A 17,394-nucleotide genomic window follows, 5' to 3' on the forward strand; every position below is an offset into this window, starting at 1 on the left:
TCCGCCCTCCCGCCCCCACCCATCCCCCCTCCCCCCCCCCCCCCCCCCCCCCCCCCCCCCCCCCCCCCCCCCCCCCGCTCCCCCCCCCCCCCCCCCCCCCCCCCCCCCCCCCCCCCCGAGGAACGGTGAGCGAAGGGGTCAGACGGTCGGCGGCGGCGCCGTCGAGCCGCGCACCACGAGTTCGGGCTCGAACAGCAGCTCACCGGGGTCGGTCTGCGTGCCCTGGATCTGGGCGCAGAGCAGCTCGACGGCGGCGCGCCCCATGGCCTCGATGGGCTGGCGCACGGTGGAGAGCGGCGGCTCGGTGCAGTTCATGAAGGCGGAGTCGTCGAAGCCGACGACGGACACCTGCGAGGGGACCGAGAGGCCTCGGCGGCGGGCGGCCCTGATGGCGCCGAGGGCGAGCGGGTCGCTTGCGCACACGATGCCGGTGACGCCCCGCTCCAGGAGGCGGGTGGCGGCGGCCTGCCCGCCTTCGAGGGAGAAGATCGACCGTACGACGTACTCGTCCGGCAGCTCTCCGCCGGCGGCCTCGGCCACGGCCCGGGCCGCCTCGAGCTTGCGGCGCGAGGGGACGTGGTCGCTGGGGCCGAGGACGAGGCCGATCCTCTCGTGCCCGAGGGAGGCCAGGTGGCGCCAGGCCTGCTCGACGGCGACGGCGTCGTCGCAGGAGACGCAGGGGAAGTTGAGCCCCTTGATGGAGGCGTTGATCAGGACCACCGGGATGTTGCGCTCGGCGAGCTGGTGGTAGTGGTCGTGCGGGGCGTCGGCCTGCGCGAACAGTCCTCCGGCGAAGACGACTCCGGACACCTGCTGCTGGAGCAGGAGGTCGACGTAGTCCGCCTCGGAGACGCCGCCCTTGGTCTGGGTGCAGAGGACCGGGGTCAGTCCCTGCTGCGCGAGCGCGCCGCCGATCACCTCCGCGAACGCGGGGAAGATGGGGTTCTGCAGCTCCGGCAGCACGAGGCCGACCAGGCGCGCGCGCTCGCCCCGCAGCTGTGTGGGCCGCTCGTATCCGAGCACGTCGAGCGCGGTGAGGACGGACTGCCGTGTCGCCTCGGAGACACCGGGCTTTCCGTTGAGGACACGGCTGACCGTCGCCTCGCTGACTCCCACCTTCTTGGCCACTTGAGCAAGTCGTCGCGTCATGAACGCAAGAGTATCGCAAACTTCGCAAGCGAGTTGCGTCGTTGCCAAGCTCTTGCGGTGAACGAACGCAACCGATGAGAGCCGACAACGCTTGAAGGGTTGACGGGCCGAAGGGGGCCTCATAACTTCAGGCCTTGATAAAAGGCTTGCTGCTGTTGCCCGTTGAGCGCGAGACGGCGAAAGGGTTGTCAGGTGCATAACACACATATGCGTGTACGCACGTTCCTCCGGCGGGGAGTGGAGAGACGAGAGCGACGAGCGGCAGCCGGGCTCCGCACCCGCCGCCTCCGGCCGCTCACCGCGCTCACCGCCGGCGCCCTCGTCGCCGGCAGCCTGATCCTCACCGGGCCCGGGACCGCCCAGGCCGCCGGCGAGCGGGTCGACGTCTGGCTCACCACCACCTCCGACTCCGGCGGCCGTACCGTCACACGCGGTCTCGCCCAGCAGGCACCGCTCTCGTTCGGCCCGGCCGGCGGCTCCGCGAACCACACGATCACCGTCAACGAGAACACCACCTACCAGCAGTTCGAGGGCGGGGGCGCGTCGATCACCGACACCACCGCCCATCTGCTGCGCGGCGGAGCCGTCAGCGCCGCCACCCGTGACGACGTGATGCGCAAGCTGTTCTCGCCGACCCAGGGCATCGGACTCTCCTTCGTCCGCAACCCGATCGGCGCCTCCGACCTCTCCCGGCCCGGGAACGTCTCCCTCGACGACACCTGCTGCACCCTCGCCGACTTCGGCTCCAACGGCTACGACACCGACGTCCGGCTGCTGACCGCGCAGGCCAAGCAGCTGAACCCCGCCCTCCGCGTCAAGGGCGTACCGTGGAGCGCGCCGGGCTGGATGAAGGACAACGGCCGGATGGACCAGATGGGCTGGCTGAAGGCGGAGTACTACCCGCTGTACGCCCAGTACCTGGTGAAGTACGTCCAGAGCTACCAGGCCGCCGGGGTGAAGGTCGACTACCTCTCCGTGCAGAACGAGCCGAACTGCTGTCAGGCCGGCAACCCGACCGCCATGAACTACCCCGGCATGAGCTGGAACCCCGCCGGGCTCGTCGAGTTCACCAAGAACCACGTCTACCCGGCCTTCCGGGCGGCGGGCATCACCACGAAGGTCCTCGTCCACGACTGGAACTACGGCGACTACGCCGACTTCGGCGCCGGGATCCTGAACGACGCGGGCGTGCGCAACGATCCGCTGTTCGGCGGCATCGCCTGGCACGGCTACGCCGGCGACCCGGCCGTGGGCACCCAGGTCCACAACCAGTACCCCTCGGTGAAGCAGTTCAGCACCGAGCACTCGGGCGGCACCTGGATCGGGAACCAGCACAACGAGGACATGAGCGACATCGTCAACTACGCCCGCAACTGGAGCGGCAGCCTGGTCAAATGGAGCCTGGGGCTCAACCAGAACATGGGCCCGCACAACGGCGGCTGCGGCACCTGCACCGGTCTCATCACCGTGCAGGAGGGCGGCGCCCGGGCCGGACAGGTCGACTACACGGTCGAGTACTACACGACGGGCCACCTCACCAAGTTCGTGAGGCCCGGCGCGTACCGCATCGACTCCACCGCGAACAGCACGGTCCAGAACGTGGCCTGGCGCAACTCCGACGGTTCCAAGGCGCTGATCGCCCACAACGGCGGCACCTCCGCCCAGTCCGTCCGGGTCGACTGGGGCAGCCAGTCCTTCACGTACTCCCTGCCCGCCCGCACCACCGCGACCTTCACCTGGTCGGGGACGACCGGCGGCGGCGAGAGCGGCACCGGCACGCTCACCGGTCTGGCCGGCAAGTGCCTCGACGTGGCCGGCGGCGCCACCGCCGACGGCACGCCCGTCCAGCTGTACGGCTGCAACGGCACCGAGGCGCAGCGCTGGACGCTCGGCGCCGACGGCAGCGTCCGTGCGCTCGGCAAGTGCCTCGACGTCACCGGCGGTTCGACGGCCGACGGCGCCCAGGTCCAGCTGTACAACTGCAACGGCACCGCGGCTCAGCGCTGGACGTACAACGCCACCACGCGCGACGTGGTCAACACGGGCGCGAACAAGTGCCTGGACATCACCGGCAACTCCTCCGCCGACGGGACCCGGGCGCAGATCTGGACCTGCACCGGCGGGGCCAACCAGAAGTGGACCCACAACGCGGCCTGATCCGCCGCCTCCCACCCCTTCCGTCCCCTCCCCCGCACAGGGGCCCCGCACAGGCCCTTCAAGGAGCCCGAATGCCACCCGCACGTCCCCGCAGAACGGTGAGCGCGGCCGTCGTCGCCACGACAGCCGTCCTCACCGGTCTGCTCACCGGCGGCCTCCCGAGCGCCGCCGCCCAGGAACCCGCGCCCCGAGCCGTCGACCGGTTCGAAGGTGAGGTCCCCTTCGCGTCACCACCCGCCGAGGGCCTGTTCACCTGGGGCAACGCCACCGAGTCGCACCCGAAGCTGGAACTGAGGGAGCGCGCCGACGCCCCCGAGGGCGGCAAGGTCCTCGAAGGCCGCTACGACATCAGCGGCTGGGGCGGCTTCACCCACGACTTCGCCTTCGACCAGCCGGCGCACGACTGGACGGCGTACAGGGGCATCCGGTTCTGGTGGTACGGCCAGAACACGGCACCGCTGCCGCCCGGCTCGGGCAAGCGGATCGCCCTGGAGCTCAAGGACGGCGGCGCGAACGGCGAGGCGTCCGAGCTGTGGACGACCTCCTTCACCGACGACTGGGAGGGCTGGCACCTCGTCGAGGTCCCGTTCTCGGAGTTCCTGTACCGGACCGACTACCAGCCCGTCGGCGGTATCGACCAGGTCCTCGGCCTCGACCGGATGTGGGGGTACGCGGTCACGCTCCCGACCGGGGGGCCGGGGGCGTTCGCCCTGGACGGCGTCGAGCTGTACGGCACGGCGGAGCCCGCCCTGAACACCAAGGTGGTCACGGAGTCGGTCGTGCACCCCGTCGACGAGGGCGGCAGCGCCCGGGTCGACGTCTCGGTCGCCACCACCGGCTCCGGGCCGATCGGTGAGCCGGTCACGGTGACGTACGAGACGGAGAGCGGCGGCACCGAGCCGGGAGGGGCCGAGCCGGGGAAGGACTACCGGCCGGTCACGGGCAGCGTGGTGTTCCCCGCGGGGACGCCCTCCGGTACGACCCGGTCGATCACCGTGCAGACCCTGAAGGACGGTTCGGCCGAGGCCGCGGAGACGATTCCGCTGCGGCTCACGGTCGACGGCGCCAAGGCGCCCGCCGAGAACCCGCTGGTCGTGGTGAACGCGCACGGCCTGCCGTACCTCGACGCCAGGCTGCCGGTACGCAAGCGGGTCGCCGATCTGCTCTCCCGGATGACCCTGGCGGAGAAGGTCGGCCAGATGACGCAGGCCGAGCGCAACGCGCTGCGGGCCCAGGGCGACATCGCCGGATACGCGCTCGGGTCCCTGCTCTCCGGCGGCGGCTCCGTCCCGACCCCCAACACGCCCGAGGCCTGGGCGGCGATGGTCGACGCGTACCAGCTGCGCGCGCAGGCCACCCGCCACCAGATCCCGCTGATCTACGGCGTGGACGCGGTCCACGGGCACAACAACGTCATCGGCGCGACGATCATGCCGCACAACATCGGCATCGGCGCCGGCCGTGACCCGGACCTCGCCGCGCGGACCGGGGCCGTCACGGCGAAGGAGGTGCGGGCGACGGGCGTGCCCTGGGACTTCGCCCCGTGCCTCTGCGTGACCCGTGACGAGCGCTGGGGCCGTTCCTACGAGGCCTTCGGCGAGGACCCGGCGCTGGTCACCGCGATGGAGACCGTCATCAACGGCATGCAGGGCGCGCGCAACGGCAAGGACCTCGACCGCAAGGACAAGGTCCTCACCAGCGCCAAGCACTTCGTCGGTGACGGCGGCACCGCCTTCGGCTCGTCGACCACCGGTTCGTACACGATCGACCAGGGTGTCACCAAGGTCAGCCGCGCGGAGCTGGAGGCCGTGCACCTGGCACCGTTCGCGGAGGCGGTGAAGCGCGGTACGGGCACGGTCATGCCCTCGTACTCCTCGCTCGACATCCTCGGGGACGAGCAGGGTCCGGTGAAGATGCACGCCAACGCCGAGATGATCAACGGCGTCCTCAAGGACCGCATGGGCTTCGAGGGCTTCGTCATCAGCGACTGGCAGGCCATCGACCAGATTCCCGGCGACTACCCCAGCGATGTGCGCACCTCGATCAACGCCGGTCTCGACATGATCATGGTGCCGACGAACTACCAGGAGTTCACCCGGACGCTCACCTCCGAGGTCGAGGCCGGGCGGATCTCCACCGCGCGGGTCGACGACGCGGTGGCCCGCATCCTGACGCAGAAGTTCCGCCTCGGCCTCTTCGAGAAGCCGTACGCGGACACCACGAACCTGCCGTCGATCGGCTCGGCCGAGCACCGCGCGGTGGCGCGGGAGGCCGTGGCGAAGTCGCAGGTCCTCCTGAAGAACGAGGGCTCCGTCCTGCCGCTGAAGCCTTCGCAGAAGGTGTACGTGGCCGGGTCGAACGCCGACGACCTCGGCAACCAGGCCGGGGGCTGGACCATCAGCTGGCAGGGCTCGTCCGGTCGCACCACGACCGGAACGACGATCCTCGAAGCGATGCGGAAGGCCGCGCCGGAGGCCGGGATCGGCTGGTCGAAGGACGCCTCCGCGCCGACCGACGGCTACGACGTCGGCGTGGTGGTGGTCGGCGAGACCCCGTACGCGGAGGGCTTCGGTGACGTGGGCAACGGCAACGACCTCGAGCTGACGGCCGCCGACAAGGCCGCGGTCGACAAGGTCTGCGCGGCGATGCCGTGCGCCGTCCTGGTCGTGTCGGGACGGCCGCAGCTCATCGGCGACCGGCTGCCGGCCGTCGACGCCCTGGTCGCGTCCTGGCTGCCGGGCACGGAGGGCGACGGCGTCGCCGACGTGCTCTACGGCAAGCGGCCGTTCACCGGGCAGCTTCCGGTGACCTGGCCGAAGTCGGAGGCCCAGCTGCCCCTCAACGTGGGGGACAGCAGCTACGACCCGCAGTACCCGTACGGCTGGGGGCTGACCACCCTCACCCCGGCGCCGTCCGGCGGGGAGCCCGCACTGAGGGCGCTCCGGGTCGCCGCCACGGCGCTCCAGACGATCGGCCGGGGCGACTCCGCCGAGGGACGGAAGCTCGTCGCGGTGGCGCGGCAGATCGCGCAGAAGAGGATCGGCCAGAACATCACCGAGGCGACGGCGAAGCCGTTCGCCGACGCGGACCATCTGCTGCTCACGGGTGATCTCGCGGGCGCGGTCGGGAAGCTGACGGAGGCGTACCGGGCCGCGGGCTGACGGAGAGCGCAGGGAGACGGCCCGACCCCCGGGGGAGAGCGACACCCCGGGGGTCGGGCTTGTCGCCGGTCACCTCCCCGAGCTATCTTGCATTGCATGGTTCCTGGTAACGCAATGAACGAGGCGGGCGACAGAGTCCCCAGCCAGCTCCGCAAGGGGGTGCTGGAGTACTGCGTCCTCGCGCTGCTCAGGGACGAGCCGAAGTACGGCGTCGAGCTCGTCGCCGAGCTCTCCGCGGTCAGCGTCATGACCACCAGCCAGGGCACGATCTACCCCCTGCTGTCGCGACTGCGCCGCGAAGGGCTCGTCGACACCGAGCTGCGCGACTCCCCCAGCGGACCGCCGCGCCGCTACTACACGCTCACGCGCGTCGGCCGGGCCTCCCTCGCCGAGTTCGCCCAGGCGTGGCCGCTGTTCAGGGACGCCGTCGATCACTTCCTCACCGACCCACAGGGGGATTCCGCATGAACGCCACCGACCGGCAGCCGCTCGTCGCCGCCTACCTCGACGCCGTCGCACGGGAGACGGCCGAGCTGCCCGCCGAGCGCCGGGCCGAGCTGCTCGCGGACCTCCGCGAGCACATCGAGGTCAGCGGCGCGGAGGGCGACGACCAGGTCCGCGCCGTCCTCGCCGGCCTCGGCGAGCCCCGTACCGTCGCCGCCTCCGCCCTCGCCGAGGAGTCCCCGGCCGGACCGGCGGCCGCCCCCACGCCCGGCCGCACCAAGCTGACCGCGGTCCTGCTCGGCGCCTCCGGGGTGCTCCTCCTGCTCGAACCGTACGTCGGGGCGATCGCACTGATCGCCGCCCTGGTGCTGCTGTGGGGCGCGCCCCAGTGGGAGAACCGACAGAAGCTCATCGGGACCGCCACCGGCGTGGCCGTGCCCGTCGCGGTCTTCCTGGGCGCGCTGCTCGGGAGCGCGTCCCGGATCGGACCGATGGAGGTCCTGCTGATCCTCGTGTTCTCGCTGGGTGTCCCGGTGCTCGGCGCCGCCCTCCTGCTGCGCGCCGTGCGTCGCTGACGCACGGCGAGCGGCACGGCTCCGGGACGCCCCTTCGACGAGGTCCCGTCCCGGAGCCGGTCGTCCGCGCGGAGTCGACGCCGTCAGGCGGCGGGCCCGGGGATCCGGAGCGCCTCGGCGTTCCGGTCCCAGCCTGACCACAGGTCGCCGTCGACGCAGTAGCCACACCCGGGACCGAAGAACATGCCGCGCGCGTTCTCGTCGCCGATCAGCCAGTAGCGCAGCCAGGCGGTGGTCGGGGCGCGGAAGTCCCCGCCGTCCCCGATGGAGCCGAGGTGCCCGGCGCCGCGGACCTCGCCGTACACGGCGGGGGCGTGGTCGGTGTCCCGGTACAGGGCCTTCACGAGGGCCGGCCACACCGTCAGGTCGCGCTGGCCGGCCAGGTAGAAGACGGGCTCGTCCATGAGGTCCGGGTCGGTCAGCGGCCCCGGCTGGATCGGGACAGCGGTGTCGACCCGCGGGTCGACGGCCGCGTTGACGGCGGCGGCCCCGCCCTGCGAGTGGCCGGCGGACGCGATGTGATCGAGGTCGACCTTGCCGTGGAACCTGCTGGAGCTGTCGGCGTTCCGGTGCTCCAGGACGTCGATCCCCGCGCGCATGCTGATCGCGAAGTTCGAGGTGGGGGTGTTCGCCGCGGCGACGATGAAGCCCTGGCTCGCCCAGTGCCGCAGCAGCGAACTGTAGATGCCGGGCACGGCTCCCGTGCCGTTGCCCCAGATCACGACCGGATGGCGCTCGCCCGACTGCCCCATGTTCTTCGGGTAGTAGAAGGTGTGCACCGCCTCGATGTCGACGGCCACCTCGTACGGCCCCGTCCGGCCCCAGTCGGTGCCGACGGAGGGGATGGTGCCCGCGGTCCCGGCGTCGACGGCCGCGCCGGCCGTACCCGGCGCGGTGCACACGGCCATCACGGCGGCGAGCAGAAGGCCGCCGAACACCCGACTCGTTCTCCCTGGCATACGAACTCCTTTACGGATCCGGCACGTTGCGCGTCCTCGCAAGCGTGACCAGGCCATGATCGAGCTCACCGGGGCGGGTGTCTGTCCGCAGGAGCCCAGACCTCGCGCCACCCGTCTGTGCAGCTGCCCAGAACGCACACCGCCCCCGCCGAATCCGTGGTTCGGCGAGGGCGACGTGCGGCGGTGTTGCCCGGTGGTGGCGTCCGGGGTCAGCGGGCCAGCAGCTGGAGCGTGTCGATCACGCGGTTCGAGAAGCCCCACTCGTTGTCGTACCAGGCGACGACCTTGATGTGGCGGCCCTCGACGCGGGTGAGCTCCGAGTCGAAGATCGACGAGGCCGGGTTGCCCGTGATGTCGGAGGAGACCAGGGCGTCCTCCGAGTACTCGAGGACACCGGCGAGCGGGCCGGCCGCTGCGGTGCGGTACGCCTCGAGGACGTCCTCGCGGGTCACGTCGCGGGCGACGGTCGTGTTGAGCTCGACGATCGAGCCGACCGGGACGGGAACGCGGATCGAGTCGCCCGACAGCTTGCCGTCCAGGTTCGGCAGCACGTGGCCGATCGCCTTGGCGGCCCCCGTCGAGGTCGGAACGATGTTCACGCCGGCGGCGCGGGCACGACGCGGGTCGCGGTGCGGGCCGTCCTGCAGGTTCTGCTCCTGCGTGTAGGCGTGGACCGTCGTCATGAAGCCGTGCTCGATGCCGGCCAGGTCGTCGAGGACCTTGGCGAGGGGCGCGAGCGCGTTCGTGGTGCACGAGGCGTTCGAGACGATCGTGTGCAGGTCCGCGTCGTACGCGTCGGTGTTGACGCCGTACGCGAGGGTGACGTCGGCACCGTCGGCCGGCGCGCTGACGAGGACGCGCTTGGCACCGGCGTCGATGTGGGCGCGGGCGGCCTTGGCGTTGGTGAACCGGCCGGTCGCCTCGAGGACGATCTCGACACCGAGCTCGGCCCAGGGAAGCTGTGCCGGCTCGCGCTCGGCGAGGACCTTGATGCGGCGGCCGTCGACGACGAGGGTGTCGCCGTCGACGCTCACGGGACGGCCGAGGCGGCCCGAGGTCGAGTCGAAGGCGAGCAGTCGCGCGAGGGCCTTCGGCTCCGTCAGGTCGTTCACGGCCACGACCTCGAGGTCGGTGTCGCGCTCGAGCAGGGCGCGGAGCACGTTGCGTCCGATGCGGCCGAATCCGTTGATGGCGATGCGAGTCATGAATGGTGTCCCTTCAACTTCTGCGTCGCCACCAGGTTCGCTCGCCGGGAACGGTCCTGACAGAGGCGAGATCGCCACGGTCCGCAAGGATCGCGCCAAGAGCCCGGCGGGGTCTACTCGCCCTTGGTGAAGGTGCGCCGGTAGTCGCTCGGTGTGGTGCCGAGGATGCGCTGGAAGTGCAGTCGCAGATTCGCTCCGGTGCCGAGGCCGACGTCGGCGGCGATCTGCTCGACGCTCCGCTCCGAGCGCTCCAGGAGTTCCCGCGCGAGGTCGACGCGGGCGCGCATCACCCACTGCATGGGCGTGTACCCGGTGTCCTCGACGAAGCGCCGGGAGAAGGTGCGCGCCGAGACCGCCGCGTGGTGGGCGAGGACGTCGAGGGTGAGCGGCTCGCCGAGCCGGTGCAGAGCCCATTCGCGGGTGGCGGCGAACCGCTCGCCGAGCGGCTCGGGCAGGCTGCGCGGCACGTACTGCGCCTGACCGCCGCTGCGGTAGGGGGCCGCGACCAGGCGTCGGGCGGCGTGGTTCGCGGCGGCCACGCCGAGGTCGCCGCGCAGGATGTGCAGGCACAGGTCGATGCCGGAGGCGGCGCCGGCGGAGGTGAGGACGCTCCCCTCGTCGACGAAGAGGACGTTCTCGTCGACGTGGACGAGGGGGCGTTTGGCCGCGAGGGCCTGGGTGTAGTGCCAGTGGGTGGTGGCCCGCTTGCCGTCGAGCAGACCGGTCGCGGCGAGTGCGAAGGCGCCCGTGGAGATGGCGGCGAGGCGGGCGCCCCGGTCGTGGGCCGCGATCAGCGCGTCGACCACACCGCGCGGCGGGTCCTCGCGGTCGGGGAAGCGGTAGCCGGGGACGAAGACGACGTCGGCCCAGGCGAGCGTCTCGAGGCCGTGGGCGACGGCGTACGAGAGGCCGTCGCCCCCGGTGACCAGACCGGGTTCCGCGCCGCACACCCTCACCTCGTACGGCATGCTCGCGCGGGTCGTGAAGACCTGCGCGGGGATGCCGACGTCGAGCGGTTTCGCCCCTTCGAGTACGAGGACGGCGACGCGGTGGAGGCGGGGAGTGGGCGGCACGGGTACCAGCGTAGGCGGCCGGTCCGCGTCGCCTTCGGACGGCTCAGCGGGTCAACGGGTCGGCGCGGCACCCCCGGCCTGGACCGGCGGGGCAACGCGTCACCGGCCCCAGCAGGCCGGGCGGGGCAGCGCGTGCCACGCCCGGCCACGTCAGCGGGTCAGCGCGTCACCGTCCACTTCTGGTTCGCGCCGCCGCCGCACGACCAGATCTGCAGCCTGGTGCCGTTGGCGGAGCTGTTGCCGGCGGCGTCCAGACACTTGCCCGATCCGAGGTTGACGATGTCCCGGGCTGCGTTGGCGGTCCACTGCTGGGCGCCGGTGCCGTTGCAGTCCCACAGCTGGACGGGGGTCCCGTCGGCCGTACCGGCGGAGGTGACGTCGAGGCACTTGCCGAGCGCCCGAATCGTTCCGTCGCCTCCCACGGTCCACCGCTGGGCGGCGGTGCCGTTGCAGTCGTAGAGCTGCACGGGGGTGCCGTTGGCGCTGTTCGCCGCGGCCACGTCGACGCACTTGCCGGCGATGCCGGTGATCGGTCCCCCGGTGGTCGGGCTGTCGGCGGTGGTGACGCGGACGTGGTCGACGACGAGCTGCTGCGGGAAGGCGGTCGAGCCGTCGGGGTCGCCGGGCCAGTAGCCGCCGACCGCGAGGTTGAGGATGAGGAAGAACGGCTTGTCGAAGACCCAGGCGCGGCCGCCGAGGTCGGCGGGCGTGCGGGTCTGGTAGACGGTTCCGTCCACGGACCAGGTGATCTTCCCCGGCGACCAGTCCACGGCGAAGGTGTGGAAGGCGTCGGCGAAGGCCTGCCCGCCGGGCAGGGTGTAGCCGGCGCCGATGCCGCCGGACCCCGAGTAGCCGGGGCCGTGCAGGGTGCCGTGCACGGTGGACGGCTCGAAGCCGACGTTCTCCATGATGTCGATCTCGCCGGAGGCGGGCCAGCCGACCTGTCCGAGGTCGTTGCCGAGCATCCAGAACGCGGGCCACATCCCCTGGCCGCGCGGCACCTTCATCCGGGCCTCGACGTGGCCGTACTGCGCGGTGAACTTCCCGCTGGTGTTGAGTCGGGCCGAGGTGTATTCGCACCGGCCGTACCAGCACTGGTAGTTGCCGGGGTTCTCCTTGCGGGCGGTGATCACGAGGTGGCCCTGGCCGTCGAGGGCGGCGTTGCGGTTGCCGGCCGTGTAGTACTGCCGCTCGTGGTTGCTGACGTTGTCGCCGGTCTCGATCTGCCACCGCGAGCCGTCCACGGGGAGCCCCGCGGCGCCGTCGAAGGTGTCGGAGAAGGTGACGGCGGCGGCCTCGGCCGCCGGCTGGAGGGCGGCGCTCCGGGGGGCGGCCGCTTCGGCGGGGCCGGTGGTCCGGGCGAGGCCGGTGGGACCGAGCGCCGCGGTGGCCACGGCCAGGGCGAGTGCTGTCGCGGCGGTGAACAGCGGCCGCCGTGCTGAGCGGGCGGAGGGCATGACTCTCACTTCCGTCGGGTGTGGGGGAAAGGCAGGCTCTTGCCATGCCCATGACATGACGAGAGCCTTGGGCGCCTCCATGATTTAAGAAGTGAAGTAAGGGGGCGTCAAGAGGTGCGGACTCCCCCGCGCGTTCGGGTCAGTCGGGGTTGCCGGCGTGGGTGAGGGTCTCCCAGGCGACGAAGAGGTTGTCGGTGCCCGCGGGACGCCGGGACTCGGTGAGGTTCTGGGTGTTCGTCATCCCGTATCCCATCCGGTGGTGGAGCGCGTTGAAGCCCACCTCGGTGACCGGCCCGAGGTGGTCCTTGAGGGTGCCGCCGCAGAGCCAGCCCGGGACCGCCGCGCCGAGCTCGTACTTGGCCTGGAGGCCGAGCGCGTGCCGCAGTCGGTCGGCGACCTCGGGATAGAGGTCCTGGCCCTGGATACGGCTCGTCTCGGCGATGTGCGAGATGGCGGACAGGCCGTAGCCGGTGTGGGTGAGGTCGCGGCAGGTCTCCTGGGTGAGTCCGTCGACGAAGGTCGTCTGCCCCTGCCAGTACCGGACGATCTCGTCGCGCGTGTCGAGGCCGCTGCCCGGCGCCGCCTTCGGCAGGGCGCCGTCGCTCGCCAGGTAGATGTACGCGGGGACGCGGCCGCGGAACTTGGCCACGGCCTTGTCGTACGCGGCGCGGTCCTCCAGGAAGACGGCGATGCCGATGGCCGCCTCGGTCATGCTGAGCTCCCAGTTGCCGTTGGAGTGGGAGCCGTTGGCGACCTCGGGGAGGTAGACGTTGCGCAGCATGGTCCTGAACCGGTCGACACGGGCCTGGGGCCACCCGGTGTAGGTGTAGCGGATGATCTCGGCGGCCCGCGGCCAGGAGGAACCGGCCCAGCCCGTCTGCAGGGGCGCGTTCGAGTTGGTGTGGTCGGTGATCACCCCGGACCAGGCGTCCATGATCTCGATGGCCTTCTGGGCGTACCGGCTGTCCCGTGTGACGTACCAGGCGAGGGAGAGCGTGTACGCGGCGATGGCGTCCTCGCGCTCGTCGGTGCAGCCGTTGTTCGGGTTCGAGTACGAGCCGCACTCGACGACGGAGCGGGGCTTCGGAACCCGGGACAGCGAGGCGTACTTGCTCGCCGCCATCCGGTCGTAGGCGCCCTTCCAGGGCTGCGCTCCGGCGTTGACCCGCTCACGGGTGAAGTCGAGCTGACCGCGGGAGACCAGGACGCCGGGGTGCACGAAGGTGGTGGGAGCAGCTTCGGCGCTGCCTCCCCCGGGTCCCGCGACGAGGGTGGCGAGGAGGGCGGCGGCCAGCAGGGGGACGGTGAGCAGCACCCTCCTCCCCCTGCGCTTCGCACGGGAGGCGTCGCGCCGTAGAGCCATGGCCATGAGGTTGCTCCTTCTTCACATATGTGAACGATTGAGGGCTGTCGAGGGTGGAACCTAAAGGTCTGAACCAAAGGCGTCAAGATGACTGGATGCTTGTTCACTGCACCCTTCGGCTCGTTCGCAGATCGACGGGATCGACTCGCAGAACTCGCGGAACCCATCGAGTGTTCACACTCATGAATAATCGATGATCGGTCACACAGGCCCCGACCTGACGGACGTGTCCGGCGGTCCGGCCACCACGCCGTACGATTCCCCTCGTTGTCACTTACATCGTCCGAAGGAGATCCCCCATGGCCCAGGTCACGCTGAAGGGCAGCCCTGTACAGGTCAACGGCACCCTGCCGACCCCGGGAAGCCAGGCTCCTGACTTCACGCTCGTCGCCGAGGGTCTGGCGGACAAGTCGCTGAAGGACTACGCCGGTCAGCGCAAGGTCCTCAACATCTTCCCGAGCGTCGACACGCCGACCTGCGCGTCCTCGGTCCGCGCGTTCAACGAGAAGATCGGCGCGCTGGAGAACACGGTGGTGCTCTGCATCTCCGCCGACCTCCCCTTCGCCCAGGCCCGCTTCTGCGGCGCCGAGGGCCTCGAGAACGTCAAGAACCTCTCGACCCTCCGCGGCCGCGAGTTCCACACCAACTACGGCGTGGAGATCGCGGACGGCCCGCTGGCCGGCCTGACCGCCCGCGCGGTCGTCGTCCTCGACGAGAACGACACCGTGCTGCACGCGCAGCTCGTCGGCGAGATCGCCGAGGAGCCCAGCTACGAGGACGCCCTCGCCGCCCTCAAGTAGGAACGCCGCCGCCTCACGGCGACGCACGGGAGCCCCTCCACCGCCACGGTGGAGGGGCTCCCGCCGTTTCGGCACCGCCGAAGCGGACCCCGTCAGGCGCACGCGGGGCAGAGCCCGCGGTACGTCACGTCGGCCTTCGAGACCGTGAAGCCGAACCGCTCCTCGGGCGGGAGGACCGTCAGCGGGTCCCCCGTCGGGTGGACGTCACGAATGAGGCCGCAGTTCGAGCAGACCAGGTGCTGGTGCGCGTGGTGCGCGTTCGGGTCGTACCGCTTCGCCCGGCCGTCCGTGGAGAGCTCCACGACCTCGCCGAGGGCCACCAGCTCGCCCAGGGTGTTGTAGACGGTCGCCCGGGCGATCTCCGGAAGGCGTGCCACGGCGCGCGCGTGCACCTCGTCGGCCGTGAGGTGGACGTGGTCGCCGGCGAGGACCTCCGCGACGACACGCCGCTGGGACGTCATGCGCCAGCCTCGCGCACGCAGCCGCTCCAACAGGTCACTCATTCGGCTCACCCCTTCGGATGATTGGCGTGGTTCTTGACTTGGACTCTGTCCATCGTAGGATCGGTTCCGGCAATAGCCAAGGCACACCACGGCTCCGGTCGGGCACAAGACACCCCCGCTGGTGCCCGCCCCGGCCGAGCACCACGATCCGCCCCGTCCGGAAGGATTTGCATGTCCGAGAACCACGACGCAATCGTCACCGACCCCGCCCCCGAGGGCACGGGCGGCTGCCCGGTCGCGCACGGCCGTGCCGCGCACCCGACCCAGGGCGGCGGCAACCGCCAGTGGTGGCCGGAGCGGCTCAACCTCAAGATCCTCGCCACGAACCCCGTCGTGGGGAACCCGCTCGGTGCGGAGTTCGACTACGCCGAGGCCTTCAACGCCCTCGACCTCGCGGCCGTCAAGCAGGACATCGCCGAGGTGCTCACCACCTCGCAGGACTGGTGGCCGGCCGACTTCGGCAACTACGGCCCGCTCATGATCCGCATGGCCTGGCACAGCGCGGGCACGTACCGCATCAGCGACGGCCGCGGTGGCGCCGGCGCCGGTCAGCAGCGCTTCGCGCCGCTGAACAGCTGGCCGGACAACGGCAACCTGGACAAGGCCCGCCGTCTGCTGTGGCCGGTGAAGAAGAAGTACGGCCAGAGCATCTCCTGGGCCGACCTCATGATCCTCACGGGCAACGTCGCCCTCGAGACGATGGGCTTCGAGACCTTCGGCTTCGCCGGTGGCCGCGCCGACGTCTGGGAGGCCGACGAGGACGTCTACTGGGGCCCCGAGACCACCTGGCTCGGCGACGAGCGCTACACCGGTGACCGCGAGCTGGAGAACCCGCTCGGCGCGGTCCAGATGGGCCTCATCTACGTCAACCCCGAGGGCCCCAACGGCAACCCGGACCCGGTCGCCGCGGCCCGCGACATCCGTGAGACGTTCCGCCGCATGGCGATGAACGACGAGGAGACCGTCGCCCTCATCGCCGGTGGCCACACCTTCGGCAAGACCCACGGCGCCGGCCCCGCGGAGAACGTCGGCGACGACCCCGAGGCCGCTCCCCTGGAGGCGCAGGGCTTCGGCTGGGCGAACTCGTACGGCACCGGCAAGGGCGCCGACGCGATCACCAGCGGCCTGGAGGTCACCTGGACCACCACGCCCGCGCAGTGGGGCCACGACTTCTTCAAGCACCTCTTCGAGTACGAGTACGAGCTCACCCAGAGCCCGGCCGGTGCGAACCAGTGGGTGGCGAAGGACGCCGAGGCGATCATCCCCGACGCCCACGACGCGTCGAAGAAGCACCTCCCGACGATGCTCACCACCGACCTCTCGCTGCGCTTCGACCCGGCCTACGAGCAGATCTCGCGGCGCTTCTACGAGAACCCGGAGCAGTTCGCGGACGCCTTCGCCCGCGCCTGGTACAAGCTGACGCACCGTGACATGGGTCCGGCCGTCCGCTACCTCGGCCCGGAGGTCCCCTCCGAGGTCCTCCTGTGGCAGGACCCGCTGCCGGCGCACGAGGGCGAGACGCTCGACGCCGCGGACGTCGCCTCCCTCAAGGAGAAGATCCTCGGTTCCGACCTCACGGTCGCCCAGCTGGTCTCCGCGGCCTGGGCCTCGGCCTCCTCGTTCCGCGGCAGCGACAAGCGAGGCGGTGCCAACGGCGGCCGCATCCGCCTGGAGCCGCAGCGCAACTGGGAGGTCAACAACCCGGACGAGCTCGCGCAGGTGCTGCGTACGCTCGAGGGCGTCAAGGCCTCCTTCGACGCCGCGGGCGCCAAGAAGGTCTCGATCGCCGACCTGGTCGTGCTCGCGGGCTCCGCGGCCGTCGAGAAGGCGGCCAAGGACGGCGGCTTCGACGTCGAGGTGCCGTTCACCCCGGGCCGCGTGGACGCCGGGCAGGACCAGACGGACGTGGAGTCCTTCGCCGCGCTCGAGCCGCAGGCCGACGGCTTCCGCAACTACCTCGGCAAGGGCAACCGCCTTCCGGCCGAGTACCTGCTGGTCGACCGCGCGAACCTGCTGACCCTGAGCGCGCCGGAGCTGACGGTCCTCGTCGGCGGCCTCCGTGTCCTGGGCGCGAACCACCAGCAGTCCGCGCACGGTGTCCTCACCACGACCCCGGGGTCCCTGACGAACGACTTCTTCGTCAACCTGCTCGACATGGGGACGGCGTGGACGGCGACGTCCGAGGACGCCACCACGTACGAGGGCCGCGACTCCGCCACCGGCGAGGTCAGGTGGACGGGCACCCGCGCCGACCTGGTCTTCGGCTCGAACTCGGAGCTGCGCGCGCTGGCCGAGGTCTACGCGAGTGACGACGCGAAGGAGAAGTTCGTGACCGACTTCGTCTCCGCATGGGTCAAGGTCATGGACCTGGACCGGTTCGACATCGCCTGATCACCGGCCGGGAACGGCTGTGATCGCCTGTGAAGGGCTGAACCCCGTGTGATCTCCAGGGGCCCGGGGGGGGGGGGGGGGGGGGGGGGGGGGGGGGGGGGGGGGGGGGGGGGGGGGGGGGGGGGGGGGGGGGGGGGGGGGGGGGGGGGGGGGGGGG

General features: G+C 71.3%; 13 protein-coding genes. 6 read left to right on the plus strand and 7 right to left on the minus strand.

What is annotated here, in order from left to right; all coding sequences use genetic code 11:
- Positions 1 to 138: 138 nt before the first annotated feature.
- Complete coding sequence (locus ACZ4XX_RS39535) at positions 139 to 1,149, minus strand: LacI family DNA-binding transcriptional regulator (protein WP_187624817.1); 1,011 nt, start codon at positions 1,147 to 1,149, stop codon at positions 139 to 141.
- A 207-nt stretch (positions 1,150 to 1,356) separates the two neighbouring features.
- Between ACZ4XX_RS39535 and ACZ4XX_RS39540 the strand changes: the two genes are divergently transcribed.
- From ACZ4XX_RS39540 to ACZ4XX_RS39555, 4 genes are all read left to right on the plus strand, one after another.
- Positions 1,357 to 3,306, plus strand: a complete 1,950-nt coding sequence (locus tag ACZ4XX_RS39540; protein WP_468512652.1) for a lectin — start codon at positions 1,357 to 1,359, stop codon at positions 3,304 to 3,306.
- Positions 3,307 to 3,377: 71 nt separating this feature from the next.
- On the plus strand, positions 3,378 to 6,467 hold the full coding sequence (locus ACZ4XX_RS39545; RefSeq protein WP_468512653.1) for a glycoside hydrolase family 3 protein: 3,090 nt from the start codon (positions 3,378 to 3,380) through the stop codon (positions 6,465 to 6,467).
- A gap of 96 nt (positions 6,468 to 6,563) precedes the next feature.
- Positions 6,564 to 6,935, plus strand: a complete 372-nt coding sequence (locus ACZ4XX_RS39550; protein WP_383856416.1) for a PadR family transcriptional regulator — start codon at positions 6,564 to 6,566, stop codon at positions 6,933 to 6,935.
- Complete coding sequence (locus tag ACZ4XX_RS39555) at positions 6,932 to 7,486, plus strand: HAAS signaling domain-containing protein (protein ID WP_468512654.1); 555 nt, start codon at positions 6,932 to 6,934, stop codon at positions 7,484 to 7,486. Before ACZ4XX_RS39550 ends, ACZ4XX_RS39555 begins: the two co-directional genes overlap by 4 nt.
- 83 nt (positions 7,487 to 7,569) lie before the next feature.
- Here the strand turns inward: ACZ4XX_RS39555 and ACZ4XX_RS39560 are convergent, their stop codons facing one another.
- The 5 genes from ACZ4XX_RS39560 to ACZ4XX_RS39580 all read right to left on the minus strand — a co-directional run bounded on the left by ACZ4XX_RS39560 (position 7,570) and on the right by ACZ4XX_RS39580 (position 13,543).
- Positions 7,570 to 8,445: a poly(ethylene terephthalate) hydrolase family protein gene (locus ACZ4XX_RS39560; protein ID WP_468512655.1), complete on the minus strand. Its 876-nt coding sequence runs from the start codon at positions 8,443 to 8,445 to the stop codon at positions 7,570 to 7,572.
- A 209-nt stretch (positions 8,446 to 8,654) separates the two neighbouring features.
- The gene (gap, locus tag ACZ4XX_RS39565) at positions 8,655 to 9,650 is read right to left on the minus strand and encodes a type I glyceraldehyde-3-phosphate dehydrogenase (RefSeq protein ID WP_055601920.1); all 996 of its coding nucleotides are present in this window, start codon (positions 9,648 to 9,650) and stop codon (positions 8,655 to 8,657) included.
- A 113-nt stretch (positions 9,651 to 9,763) separates the two neighbouring features.
- Positions 9,764 to 10,723: a GlxA family transcriptional regulator gene (locus tag ACZ4XX_RS39570; RefSeq protein WP_468512656.1), complete on the minus strand. Its 960-nt coding sequence runs from the start codon at positions 10,721 to 10,723 to the stop codon at positions 9,764 to 9,766.
- A gap of 158 nt (positions 10,724 to 10,881) precedes the next feature.
- A complete protein-coding gene (locus ACZ4XX_RS39575; RefSeq protein ID WP_468512657.1) occupies positions 10,882 to 12,180 on the minus strand; it encodes a ricin-type beta-trefoil lectin domain protein in 1,299 nt (432 codons plus the stop codon).
- Between the two features lie 139 nt (positions 12,181 to 12,319).
- On the minus strand, positions 12,320 to 13,543 hold the full coding sequence (locus tag ACZ4XX_RS39580; RefSeq protein WP_468512661.1) for an alginate lyase family protein: 1,224 nt from the start codon (positions 13,541 to 13,543) through the stop codon (positions 12,320 to 12,322).
- A 299-nt stretch (positions 13,544 to 13,842) separates the two neighbouring features.
- On the opposite strand from ACZ4XX_RS39580, the gene tpx reads away from it, so the two are divergent.
- Positions 13,843 to 14,343: a thiol peroxidase gene (tpx, locus tag ACZ4XX_RS39585; protein ID WP_468512658.1), complete on the plus strand. Its 501-nt coding sequence runs from the start codon at positions 13,843 to 13,845 to the stop codon at positions 14,341 to 14,343.
- A gap of 92 nt (positions 14,344 to 14,435) precedes the next feature.
- On the opposite strand, the gene ACZ4XX_RS39590 is transcribed toward tpx, so the two are convergent.
- A complete protein-coding gene (locus ACZ4XX_RS39590; RefSeq protein WP_468512659.1) occupies positions 14,436 to 14,846 on the minus strand; it encodes a Fur family transcriptional regulator in 411 nt (136 codons plus the stop codon).
- Between the two features lie 171 nt (positions 14,847 to 15,017).
- Here ACZ4XX_RS39590 and katG point away from each other — a divergent pair, with 171 nt between their 5' ends.
- Positions 15,018 to 17,237, plus strand: a complete 2,220-nt coding sequence (gene katG, locus ACZ4XX_RS39595; RefSeq protein WP_468512660.1) for a catalase/peroxidase HPI — start codon at positions 15,018 to 15,020, stop codon at positions 17,235 to 17,237.
- Positions 17,238 to 17,394: the final 157 nt, after the last annotated feature.

This window comes from Streptomyces sp. NPDC029956 (assembly GCF_055574655.1).